This window comes from Alteromonas sp. P256 (assembly GCF_036864455.1).
In the GTDB taxonomy this organism is placed as follows: Bacteria; Pseudomonadota; Gammaproteobacteria; order Enterobacterales; family Alteromonadaceae; genus Alteromonas.
Genome location: NZ_JAZETM010000003.1, coordinates 156,449 through 168,438, shown reverse-complemented (window position 1 = coordinate 168,438; position 11,990 = coordinate 156,449). Strand labels below are relative to the sequence as shown.

General features: G+C 44.1%; 10 protein-coding genes. 8 read left to right on the top strand and 2 right to left on the bottom strand.

The window, feature by feature from the left end:
• The first annotated feature begins 189 nt into the window (after positions 1 to 189).
• The 7 genes from V7R39_RS06345 to V7R39_RS06315 all read left to right on the top strand — a co-directional run bounded on the left by V7R39_RS06345 (position 190) and on the right by V7R39_RS06315 (position 6,260).
• Complete coding sequence (locus tag V7R39_RS06345) at positions 190 to 738, top strand: rRNA large subunit pseudouridine synthase E (protein WP_334029434.1); 549 nt, start codon at positions 190 to 192, stop codon at positions 736 to 738.
• 242 nt (positions 739 to 980) lie between these two features.
• The gene (gene mnmA, locus V7R39_RS06340) at positions 981 to 2,090 is read left to right on the top strand and encodes a tRNA 2-thiouridine(34) synthase MnmA (RefSeq protein ID WP_334029432.1); all 1,110 of its coding nucleotides are present in this window, start codon (positions 981 to 983) and stop codon (positions 2,088 to 2,090) included.
• Complete coding sequence (hflD, locus tag V7R39_RS06335; RefSeq protein ID WP_334029428.1) at positions 2,090 to 2,716, top strand: high frequency lysogenization protein HflD; 627 nt, start codon at positions 2,090 to 2,092, stop codon at positions 2,714 to 2,716. Before mnmA ends, hflD begins: the two co-directional genes overlap by 1 nt.
• A gap of 44 nt (positions 2,717 to 2,760) precedes the next feature.
• Positions 2,761 to 4,128 (top strand): adenylosuccinate lyase, encoded by a 1,368-nt coding sequence (gene purB, locus V7R39_RS06330; protein ID WP_334029426.1) that lies wholly within the window; start codon positions 2,761 to 2,763, stop codon positions 4,126 to 4,128.
• A 117-nt stretch (positions 4,129 to 4,245) separates the two neighbouring features.
• Complete coding sequence (locus V7R39_RS06325; RefSeq protein WP_334029424.1) at positions 4,246 to 5,358, top strand: cupin domain-containing protein; 1,113 nt, start codon at positions 4,246 to 4,248, stop codon at positions 5,356 to 5,358.
• A gap of 21 nt (positions 5,359 to 5,379) precedes the next feature.
• Positions 5,380 to 5,838 (top strand): GNAT family N-acetyltransferase, encoded by a 459-nt coding sequence (locus V7R39_RS06320; protein ID WP_163107084.1) that lies wholly within the window; start codon positions 5,380 to 5,382, stop codon positions 5,836 to 5,838.
• Between the two features lie 203 nt (positions 5,839 to 6,041).
• Positions 6,042 to 6,260, top strand: coding sequence for a PGPGW domain-containing protein (locus V7R39_RS06315; protein ID WP_032096531.1), 219 nt, complete (start codon positions 6,042 to 6,044; stop codon positions 6,258 to 6,260).
• 130 nt (positions 6,261 to 6,390) lie between these two features.
• On the opposite strand, the gene ppsA is transcribed toward V7R39_RS06315, so the two are convergent.
• The gene (ppsA, locus tag V7R39_RS06310) at positions 6,391 to 8,766 is read right to left on the bottom strand and encodes a phosphoenolpyruvate synthase (protein WP_334029420.1); all 2,376 of its coding nucleotides are present in this window, start codon (positions 8,764 to 8,766) and stop codon (positions 6,391 to 6,393) included.
• A gap of 262 nt (positions 8,767 to 9,028) precedes the next feature.
• On the opposite strand from ppsA, the gene ppsR reads away from it, so the two are divergent.
• The gene (ppsR, locus tag V7R39_RS06305; protein ID WP_163107087.1) at positions 9,029 to 9,841 is read left to right on the top strand and encodes a posphoenolpyruvate synthetase regulatory kinase/phosphorylase PpsR; all 813 of its coding nucleotides are present in this window, start codon (positions 9,029 to 9,031) and stop codon (positions 9,839 to 9,841) included.
• A gap of 97 nt (positions 9,842 to 9,938) precedes the next feature.
• On the opposite strand, the gene V7R39_RS06300 is transcribed toward ppsR, so the two are convergent.
• A complete protein-coding gene (locus V7R39_RS06300) occupies positions 9,939 to 11,960 on the bottom strand; it encodes a tetratricopeptide repeat-containing sulfotransferase family protein (protein WP_334029418.1) in 2,022 nt (673 codons plus the stop codon).
• Positions 11,961 to 11,990 lie beyond the last annotated feature (30 nt).

The window sequence follows — 11,990 nt, the reverse complement described above, 5'->3', positions numbered from 1 at the left end:
ATTTGAACCATGCTACGATCGTTAATACGCTGAGAGTGATGACAAACCACATCATAGGTACCGTCACCATAAAGACCATGCTTGACGGATGATATTCGCCATATAGTGTCGTCACGCAAATGGAAAAACCAACGCAGCAACCGTGTTTTTGACAACACGTAAATCAATACCACTTTAAACAGGCTTTCTATGCAGTCCGATACAAAAGTTATTCTTTTCAACAAACCGTTCCAAGTGCTCTCTCAGTTTACCGATGCAGACGGTCGCGAAACGTTAAAAGACTATATAGAGGTTCCTGATGTGTATGCGGCGGGTCGACTAGATAGAGATTCTGAAGGACTATTAGTGCTTACCAACAATGGTAAATTACAGCACAAGCTTGCCCACCCAAAAGCTAAAACCAGCAAAACCTATTGGGCTCAAGTTGAAGGCATACCAGATAATGCCGCTATTCAGTCGCTGCAAGCAGGTGTAGAACTTAAAGACGGCATGACTAAACCTGCCAAAGTTAAATTAATGCCTGAGCCTTCGGTATGGGATAGACATCCCCCTGTACGGTTTCGTCAATCTATTCCAACTTCATGGCTTGAAATTACCATTACCGAAGGACGTAACAGACAAGTTAGACGGATGACGGCTCACGTGGGTTATCCTACTCTGCGCCTTATTCGTTATCGCGTTGGCAACTGGACCATTGACGGCATTCCAAATGGTAAGTTCGTTAGCATTGATGCATAGTGTAGACAAATTGGATCTAAACACCCTACCTTATAAGCTATGCCGGATTGAAAAGATATTAGCGTGAATTACCCCTCCAATTCTGATAAAATCCGCGACCTAAAAATTGATACGCAAGCAAGTTATCGTTCATCGAGAGAGCGACATTGAAAAATCGGTCAAAAGGCCGGTTGAAAGAACTGTCCCAGAGAACAGCCTGGGTTTTTCCTGCAATTTCCTAATTATTGAGTGTGCAAGACGTAGTGACTGACATAGATTCAAACGCCAGCAAAAAAGTGATTGTCGGAATGTCCGGCGGTGTAGATTCATCCGTATCAGCTTACCTGCTTCAACAGCAGGGGTATCAGGTTGAAGGACTTTTCATGAAAAACTGGGAAGAAGATGACAACGACGAATATTGCGCCGCAGCTGAAGACTTAAAAGATGCCCAAGCAGTCGCTGACAAGCTTGGTATGGAACTTCACACAATCAACTTTGCTGCAGAGTACTGGGATAACGTATTCGAATATTTCCTTGAAGAATACAAGGCGGGTAGAACTCCAAACCCCGACATTATGTGCAACAAGGAAATTAAATTTAAAGCGTTTCTAGAATTTGCAGCAGAAGACTTAGGCGCTGACTATATTGCAACGGGTCACTACGTACGCCGTCGCGAGGTTGACGGTAAGTGGCAAATGCTGCGCGGGTTAGACAACAACAAAGACCAAAGCTACTTTCTTTATACACTAGGCGAAGAGCACGTTGCCAAAACGTTGTTTCCAGTAGGAGACATTGAGAAGCCACTGGTTAGAAAAATAGCTGAAGAACAAGGCCTTATTACTCATGATAAAAAAGATTCCACGGGCATCTGTTTTATCGGTGAACGAAAATTCAAAGACTTTTTAGCGCAGTACCTGCCTGCACAGCCAGGTATTATTGAAACCGCTGAAGGTGAGGAAATAGGCAAGCACGAAGGCTTGATGTATCACACACTTGGTCAGCGTAAAGGGCTACATATTGGCGGCCTTGCGAAATTTGGTGAAGACCCATGGTATGTAGTAGATAAAGACGTAGCACGTAACGTCCTTATTGTAGGTCAAGGTGCAGACCACCCTCGTCTCTATTCAAAAGGTTTAGTGGCAAAACAGCTACACTGGGTCGACCGCGAAAATGTGAGTGCGCCGTTTAAGGCTATGGTCAAAACACGATATCGCCAGGCTGATATCCCTTGTACCATCACGCCGAAAGACAATGACACTATCGAAGTCATGTTCGACGAGCCACAAAAAGCCGTTACTCCAGGCCAATCAGCCGTTTTTTACCTCGATGAAGTATGTTTAGGTGGCGGTATTATTGAGAGCTATATCCGATAATGTTAGATGCAGATATTGAAGATAACTTAGCCCTTGCCGGTGTATGCCAAGCGGCTGCGCTTGTTCAGCAACTGGCAAGAAAGGGGACAGCAGATAGTGACGCCATAGAGGCTAGCTTATCAAGTATCCTTGTTACCGACCCGGAAACACCACAGCAGGTGTTTGGTCAACTGAGTAACCTGCAGTTGGGATACTCTACACTAGTTTCACAACTATCCGATAAGCAGGCAACCAAAGATACAGAGCTTACTCGTTACATTGCAAGTATTCTTGGCCTTGAGCGCAAGCTAGCGCGAAAACCAAAAGCCATGCACGAGCTGGGCGACCGCATTTCACACGTTCAGCGACAGCTTGCCCACGTGGACTTTCAAAATCCACAAATTGTGTCTTCCCTTGCAAGTATATACAGCGATGTTGTAAGCCCCCTTGCGCCGAAAATTCAGGTTGCAGGCAATCCCGACTACCTAAGCCAACCGGTTACCCAACATAAAGTGCGGGCAATATTACTGTCAGGTGTTAGAGCGGCGGTAATGTGGCGTCAAATGGGTGGTAAAAGACGCAACATTTTGTTCAAACGCAAACAAATTTTAAGTAGTGCTGTTAAAGCGCTCAGATTAATCAACTAGTGCCGTTAAGGCGCTCATACTAATAAACTAGTGAGGAGCTCAAGGTGGAACTGAGTCAGTTAACTGCAATTTCCCCTGTCGATGGTCGATATGCTGGCAAAAGCGTAGAATTACGCAGTATTTTTAGCGAGTATGGCTTATTAAAGTACCGAGTAGAAGTAGAAGTTCGTTGGCTACAAATGCTGTCGAACAACGAGCACATTGAGGAAGTTCCCGCTTTTTCTGGATCAGCAAATACGCTGTTAGACAGTATTGTGGCTGATTTCAGTGTTGAAGATGCCACTCGTATCAAAGATATCGAGCGTACCACTAACCACGATGTAAAAGCGGTTGAGTATTTTCTTAAAGAAAAGGTGGCAGATAACGCTGAGCTCTCAGCTGTTAACGAATTTATTCACTTTGCATGTACATCAGAAGACATTAACAACCTTTCTCACGGACTTATGCTTAATGAAGCCCGTGAAAGCGTTATATTACCTTACTGCGATAAACTCATAGATGCGCTTATTACACTAGCGAAAAAGTACCAATCGGTACCTATGATGGCAAGAACTCACGGCCAGCCTGCATCGCCTACCACTATGGGTAAGGAAATGGCAAACGTGGCTATCCGCCTTAAGCGCCAGCGCACGCAAATTGCAAATGTAGAGTTGTTAGGTAAAATCAATGGTGCTGTAGGTAATTACAATGCTCACTTATCTGCGTATAAAGATGTAGATTGGCACAGCGTGTCAGAAGACTTCGTAACGTCGCTAGGCCTAACGTGGAACCCCTACACTACGCAAATCGAACCCCATGATTACATTGCCGAGATGTTTGATGCTATTGCCCGCTTTAATACCATTCTTATCGACTTTGATAGAGATGTATGGGGCTACATTGCACTGGGTCACTTTAAGCAAAAAACCGTTGCCGGCGAAATTGGTTCATCAACTATGCCGCATAAAGTGAACCCTATCGATTTTGAAAACTCCGAAGGCAACCTAGGTCTGGCCAACGCTATTTTTGACCACCTAGCCGCTAAGCTGCCTATTTCTCGCTGGCAGCGTGACCTTACCGATTCAACCGTTTTGCGTAATTTAGGTGTGGGTGTGGGTTATGCAGTTATTGCATACCAAGCTACGCTTAAAGGCATCGGCAAGCTTGAGGTAAACGAAAAAAGTCTCACTAACGAGCTTAATAATAATTGGGAGCTTCTTGCTGAGCCAATTCAAACCGTGATGCGTCGCTATGGTATAGAAAAGCCCTATGAAAAACTAAAAGAGCTTACTCGCGGTAAAAAGGTAGATGCTGACGGAATCGCAGCTTTTATTGATAACCTTGAAATGCCAGAGTCTGCAAAAGATGAGCTAAAAGCACTAACACCAGCTAATTACATTGGCGATGCGATTAGGCTTGTAGAGCAGCTGTAATAAGTGTAAATACTAGGGTGTATTACCCTATTAAAGCGCGGTTATTTACCGCGCTTTTTTCTTTCTCTCTTTCCTTTTTTAGCGAAACTTTTTAGCGAGACTTTTTAGCGAGACACTATGCAAAACTTTGATATCGACACATTTCTCAATGAATACTGGCAACAGAAACCTGTTGTACTAAAAGGTTTTTTTAAAAACTTTGTCGACCCTCTTGATGAAAACGACCTCGCAGGATTAGCACAAGAGAGTGAAGTAGACAGCAGAATAATCAGCCATGACAATGGACAATGGCATGTAGAAGAAGGGCCAATAGAAGATTTTGAGCGCGTATGCCAAGGACACTGGACATTACTCGTCCAAGGTGTGGACAAATACATCGGGGACGTCACCCCCCTGCTCGCGCCTTTCTCATTTATTCCAAATTGGCGCCTTGACGATCTAATGGTTAGTTTTGCTACCGAAGGCGCAGGGGTTGGTGCTCATATCGATCAATATGACGTATTTTTAGTGCAGGGAAAAGGCTCTCGACGGTGGCGAGTAGGCGAGCCAGGTCATTATGCTCAGATTCATCCCCATGGAAAGCTTCGTCAAATTGAAGATTTCTCCCCTATTATTGATGAAACAATGATGCCCGGCGATGTACTTTATGTACCGCCAGGTTGGCCTCATGACGGTAAAACAATAGAAGACAGCTTGACCTATTCCGTTGGTTATCGAGCACCTGATAATCTTCAGCTTGCAGAAAGCCTTGCGATGATGCTTGATAAAGGAACGGGCAATCAGCGTTTTAGCGACCCTTCCCGCCCTACTACGGTACAACCCGCGAAAGTTATTGCTGGCGATGTAAATGCGCTAAAACAACAGTTAATCGACACCATTAATTCAAAGGATTATACCCACTCACTGTTAGAAGCAATGAGCGAACAAGGTATTCCTGAGTTTCCATTAGAACAAGAAGTCACCATTGAGCAGGTGTCTAACGATTTTGCAACGGGCCTAAGCTTTCAGCCCGCACCCGGTATAAGGCCATTGCTGTGTGACGGTAAGAACGGACTTCCGCTAGCTTTGTACGTCAATGGTAGCCGATTCGATGTGGCCGAGAACGATATTGAGTGGTATGAAATACTTGCCTCAGGCAACACGTTTGATGCAACATCAAGCCAAGATGCCCCCTCTTTTGCATTTTTGCAGACATTAACTACACTTATTAATAACGGATATTGGGAATAGTTAATAGGGTGGAATGTCACTATGGCGTTTACGGTGAAAAGCGTCGACTGGGAAAATGGAAAACCAATCATTCAATCACTCAGAAAAAGTGTGTTTGTGGTTGAGTGGCGAATTCCGCAGGCCAGTGAATTTGATGATCAAGACAGCACGGCAACACATGTTCTGATTTTAGACAGGGACGACGAGGCGGTCGCCACTGCAAGACTCACTAGAGGTGGCGAATTAGGGCGAATAGCAGTGAAACGAAGCCATCGAACCCTGTCTATTTATAAAACGTTATTTGCCGCGCTTCTTAAAACTGCAAAACAACAGTCTTTTCCTACACTCAATGTGGTGTGTAACCTCGACAGCGTGGCCTACCATCGCTCAATTGGCTTTAAACCCGCGGGTAGAGTATTTATGGACGCGGGCGTGCCAAGGCAGCGTCTTAAATGTAAAGCAAAACAGTTTCCCCTACCCGACGTCACCCAGTTACACTGACACCACATTTACTTCTGCTGGTGTCTTCAGTACCCCCTCTTCTAAAGAGCGATATCTACACTTAGTTACATTTAACTTATTGGCTTTTACCTAACTAAAGCGCATTATCTAGTCATAAGTATATAAAGTACGAACAAATGCTTTAGTAGTAACAGCGTGTTTGGCGTTTTTGTATCAAGACATATTCAGCGGGATAGATAAACATGAAGACAGTGCGATTAACCATTGGTGGGTTGCTGCTAATCAGCGGTATTATCCTTACCCTATTACCTGGCTCTATCCTCCTTGTACTTGGAGGGTTGATGCTGCTCAGTTACGATTGGCCCCGCGCTCGCGGATGGCTTAAGTTTAGCCAAAAATCGATGACAACCAGTGCGAGAAAATTAGACCGCATAATGTTGATGCGCCGGTTAAGAAAGTAGCGGTTAAGAAAGTAGCGCTGAAAACGAGGCTAACATGCAGTTAACTAGCCGAGCCCTGAACACGAACTCTGAACTATGAACATAAAAAAACCGCTCAATTGAGCGGTTTTTTTCGTTTTACTTTTGGCGTTTACTGTCCATGCTTTTCAGCAAGGTACAACCACGTTTCTACTACTGAATCAGGGTTTAATGATACAGAGTCAATGCCCTCAGCCACTAGCCACGCTGCAAAGTCTTCGTGATCCGATGGACCCTGTCCACAGATACCCACGTACTTACCACGCTTTTTAGCCGCTCTGATTGCCATAGACAACAGGGCTTTTACTGCATCATCACGTTCATCGAACAAATGAGCAATAAGACCACTGTCACGGTCAAGCCCCAAGGTAAGTTGGGTAAGGTCATTAGAGCCAATTGAGAAGCCGTCAAAGATATCTAAGAACTGGTCAGCAAGCAGCGCGTTTGACGGTAATTCACACATCATAATGATGCGAAGACCCTTGTCGCCCTTCTTAAGCCCTTGCTCTTCTAGAAGCTCAATAACTTTGCGTCCCTCTTCAACGGTTCTCACAAATGGGATCATGATTTCCACATTCGTAAGGTCCATCTTGTTGCGTACGCGCTTTATCGCTTCACACTCTAAAGCGAAACAGTCCCTGAAGTCTTCTGAGATATAGCGGCTTGCACCACGGAATCCCAACATTGGATTTTCTTCATCAGGCTCGTACTGATAACCACCCACAAGGTTGAAGTATTCATTCGACTTAAAGTCAGACATACGAACGATAACTTTTTCAGGAGCAAATGCCGCACCAATGGTTGAGATACCCTCAACAAGTTTCTCGATGTAGTATTCCGTTGGCGACTCGTAGCCCGCTATCATATCGGTAATTTCTTCTTTTAACTCTTCAGGCTGGCTGTCGAAGTTAAGAAGGGCTTTAGGGTGAACGCCTATCATTCGGTTGATGATAAATTCTAAACGGGCAAGGCCGACTCCTGCATGAGGAAGACGTGCAAAGTCGAATGCGCGATCCGGATTGCCCACGTTCATCATTACGTTTAGCGGCAGTTCTGGCATAGAATCGATGCGTGAAGTCACAACATCAAACTCAAGTACGTCACCATAGATGTAACCAGTATCACCCTCTGCGCACGACACGGTGATTCTATCGCCGTTTTGAATACTGCCTGTTGCGTTGGTACAACCCACAACCGCCGGAATACCCAGCTCACGAGCAATGATTGCTGCGTGACAGGTTCGTCCACCGCGGTTGGTCACAATCGCTGATGCCTTTTTCATGATAGGTTCCCAATCAGGGTCTGTCATGTCGGTAACTAACACATCGCCCGCTTGGATCTTATCCATCTCTTCGATAGAGCCTAAAACTTTCGCAACGCCTGCACCAATTTTATGGCCAATAGCGCGACCTTCGCAAACAATGTTGCTTTGGCCTTTAAGCTGAAAACGCTCGATACTTTGAGAATCTTCTCGGCTACGAACGGTTTCTGGACGAGCCTGTACGATGTAAAGCTTGCCATCTACACCGTCTTTGGCCCACTCAATATCCATAGCACGCTTGTAATGCTTTTCAATGATCTGAGCTTGTTTAGCTAGCTCCATCACTTCATCGTCGGTTAACGAGAACGTTTTACTCTGAACTGGCTCAATATCCACAATTGAAACCTGCTTGCCGTGCGCTTCATCATCAGAATAAATCATTTTAGTGAGCTTGCTGCCAATGTTACGACGAACAATAGCCGGTAAACCTTTATCTAGGGTTGGCTTGTGCACATAAAACTCGTCTGGGTTTACCGCACCCTGAACCACCATTTCGCCTAAACCAAACGAGCTAGTGATAAACACAACGTCTTCAAAGCCTGACTCAGTATCGATGGTGAACATAACGCCCGAGGACGCGATATCACTACGCACCATGCGCTGAATGCCTGCCGATAACGCAACACCTTTGTGGTCATAACCTTGGTGCACGCGATATGAAATAGCGCGGTCATTAAACAATGAAGCAAATACGTGTTTAATGGCTACCATTACTGAGTCGTAGCCTTTCACGTTCAAAAAGGTTTCTTGTTGCCCAGCAAATGATGCATCTGGCATGTCTTCTGCGGTAGCTGAAGAACGAACGGCAAAAGATGCCTCATCTCCTGCGTCACCTTGCAGAGTGACAAATGCATCTCTGATAGCATCTTCGAGTTGTGGTTGAAACGGCGTGTCAATAATCCATTGGCGAATGTTCTTACCCGCTTCCGTAAGTGCACCAATATCGTCAACGTCTAGTACATCTAGCGTTTCGTGTATTTTTGCCTCTAACCCGCTCTGTTCTAAAAACGCATTAAACGCTTCGGCGGTTGTTGCAAAGCCACCTGGCACCTGCACACCGGCGTTTGAAAGGTTTGAGATCATCTCGCCCAATGATGCATTTTTGCCGCCTACGCGACCTACATCGTGCATGCCCAGTTCTTGATACCAAAGTACGTAATCTTGCACAGCCCAAGCCTCCAGCTTTTTTTGTGTAGGGTATGAGGTTAATTTCAGGTTTTGTTGATTTTATTACCTGAAAAAATTCAATTCGTTAGTCGAAATGTTAATGACCACTACTTTTCGCGCGACAACATAAGTCTGTTTTAAATGGTCGTCATTCGCGATAAGCGTCTGGCTTTTCGACGAAATCATCATAGAATGGGCGTATTAAGAATGTAAACTCTTTATTAATTCTGTAATTAAATTACGACAATGTTAAGGATATGTTGTGAGAACAGCTTTTTATATTTCAGATGGCACAGCCATCACATCAGAGGTGTTTGGTCACGCTCTACTATCATTATTCCCCGTTGAGTTTAATCACAACACCATCCCATTTGTAGAAACTGAGGAAGAAGCGCAGAAAGTTTTAGAACAAATTTCTGAAAGTTTTCAAGATACCGGAGAACGACCGCTCGTTTTTTATACAATTGTGAATGTAGATATTCGCAAAATTATCTCTAAATCGGTAGGTATTAACTACAATTTCCTCGACCAATTTGTTGCTCCATTAGAGAAAGTGCTTGGCGTACCGTCAAAACCAGAAAAACATCGCACGCACAGTATTCACGAAACAACCTATGATATTCGTATTGAGGCGGTAAATTACGCGTTAGCGAATGACGATGGCTCAAACTTAAAAGACTATGACGAGGCGGATATTATTCTCACTGGCGTATCTCGCTCGGGAAAAACACCCACAAGTTTATATTTGGCGCTTCAATTTGGAATAAAAGCCGCTAATTACCCGTTTACTGAAGAAGACATGGGAGACATGCTAAAGCTACCTCCAGCATTAAGACGTTATAAAAACAAACTGTTTGGTTTAACTATTCAGCCTGAACGTTTACATCAAATTCGTTCTGAGCGACGTGCCAACAGTAAATATGCGTCGATGCAGCAGTGTCGGATGGAGTTAAGAGAGGTGGAAAATTTGTACCGCAAAGAAAAAATTCCCTTTTTGAACAGTACTAAGTATTCCATTGAAGAAATATCAGCAAAGATCTTAGCCGAAACCGGACTTAAGCGAAGAAAATATTAGAGAAAGTCGGCTGAGAAATAACAGCTCTACTCTTACACTAGCCTCCATTGAAAAAAGCAGCCTGCGCTGCTTTTTTCCATTACAGGGCTGAACAATATTAAGAAGACAAACGACTTAATGCTTGTTTAAGCTCTTCTAAATATTCCTCAAATGGCTTCCATTGTTCCATACCTGTTTTATAAATAGGCTGGCGAACTTGTTCTGAGCTTGGCGTTTTGATAACTCGCTTTGTTTCGTAAAATGAGAGGCAACTTTCTTCAAACGGAAGGTCGCAAAACGCGAGTATGCGCTTTACCTGTCCTTCTAGATCATCAAGCACATCTTCATGCTGCACCGTTAATATTTCACCGGGAAGTACTGATTTCCAATGAGTCATTAACGCTTCATAAGCCACATAGTAACGGCCAATATCGTCTTGTCCGTAGCTGAACTCTTGCCCTTCCCCAAACAATTGCTTAAAGCCGCTGAAGCAACAATCCATGGGAGCCCTGCGAGCATCAATAATTTTTGCGTTAGGCAGTATTTTTTTAATAAGGCCAATATGAATAAAGTTATTTGGCATTTTATCAATAAAAAATGGTGCGCCCTGCCGATACGCTTGAGTTTGATCAATATATCGCTGACCCAGTGCTTCACACGCTTCATCGTCTAATTCATTTACATTAAACGGATACGGCGTTTTTTTATGACTCAGTGAAGATGCAATTCCCAATACGTCATGCAGCTCCATAGTGCCATCTACCATAGAATGAGAGGCCAGTATTTGCTCAAGTAAGGTTGAGCCAGCGCGCGGCAGGCCGACAATAAAAATAGGGTCTGGTGCCTGACAGCCTTGGGCCTTATTAAAGCTTTCTGCATTAAACGCTTTTTGCTGAGCTGCTAATGCCGCTTCAGTCCTTCCAATATCAAACTGCAAAGTTCGTTTTTTAAGCGCGTTTCCTAGGCTGTAATAGTGAAAAGCGGTTTTAGCGTCTTTTCTATCTTCAAAACCTTTACCCAGTGCAAAACAAAGGTGAATTTTGTCATCTAATTTCGTCGACGCCAAAGACTCCTGCTCTACCATTTTATCCATTGTCTGATCATCAAAACGGTAGGTTTTTGTATTGGCTAAGCTCCAGTAGGCGTCTCCAAAATCAGCGGCAAAGGCAATTGATTTTTGATAAGCGTTTACTGCTTGCTCCATGTTGCCTTGCGCTTTGTAAGCATGACCCAAAGCAACCCACAACGCAGGGCGATCGTCATTAGCAGATAATAGCTCTTGGTATATGTGAATTGCTTCATCTAAGGAACCAATGCCTACCAGAGCATGAGCCAGTGAGACTTGCACGGTAAAATTGTCTGGCGATAGCGCCAAACGTTTTTTAGCCAGCGCCGCTGCCTCAGGAAATTTCCCTAACTTTGATAACAGACTTTGAAAGGCCGCAGCAGCCCTGTCATTATCGGGATACATTTCAACGCAGCTCTCTAATAAAAACTCTGCGTCGCTGTATACCTTTAATTGAATGCCTAATTCAGCAAGCAGCATCATGGCTTCAGGGTGATGCTTGTTATTAGTAAGAAACTGTCTGCAAACCTGTTCCGCCTTGTGCAATTGGCCTTCGTGCATTAAATCTGTAGCACCTAATAGCGGCTTTGGCAATGAGGTTAAAAATTGAATTTGCTGCTGACACAATGTTAGCGCTTGCTTCTGGTAGTCTCTTTTATACACTTTTTCGAGCTGTTGCCACGATGCAAGTAAGGCAGGATTAAATCGAGTGGCTTGATAAAAGCTGTGGGCAGACTTTTTACCGTCTATGTTCGCGTAGCAGTAACCCAGTTCTTGAAACGCTCTTCCGTAATCTGGAAATAAAGCAATAACGTTATCAAGAGTAGCAATCGCATTTTGCGTGTTACCTGATAGCCTGTAGGCGACCGCTTGTAAATATAGCGCTTCGCGCTGTGCATCACTGCTGAGGCCAGTTTCACCTGCTTTACTAGCTTTAATTAGAGCAGCGTCTGTCACATTAGATTGGGTCTGTGCAGTCAGCAATTCACTACATTGGGTGATCACCGATTGAAAGTGAGATTGCATTAAGGTTTTCTTAATAGTAAGAAGTGTTTGTTGTTCTTTTGTATTCATTTTTACAGCATGCCTAAAAATAGAAAAAAC

What these genes read in the sequence shown, in the direction of transcription:
- V7R39_RS06315 (WP_032096531.1), top strand. Translation starts at nt 6,042, where the DNA reads ATGAAGACAGTGCGATTAACCATTGGTGGGTTGCTGCTAATCAGCGGT.
- V7R39_RS06320 (WP_163107084.1), top strand. Translation starts at nt 5,380, where the DNA reads ATGGCGTTTACGGTGAAAAGCGTCGACTGGGAAAATGGAAAACCAATC.
- V7R39_RS06345 (WP_334029434.1), top strand. Translation starts at nt 190, where the DNA reads ATGCAGTCCGATACAAAAGTTATTCTTTTCAACAAACCGTTCCAAGTG.
- V7R39_RS06325 (WP_334029424.1), top strand. Translation starts at nt 4,246, where the DNA reads ATGCAAAACTTTGATATCGACACATTTCTCAATGAATACTGGCAACAG.
- hflD (WP_334029428.1), top strand. Translation starts at nt 2,090, where the DNA reads ATGTTAGATGCAGATATTGAAGATAACTTAGCCCTTGCCGGTGTATGC.
- V7R39_RS06300 (WP_334029418.1), bottom strand. Translation starts at nt 11,960, where the DNA reads ATGAATACAAAAGAACAACAAACACTTCTTACTATTAAGAAAACCTTA.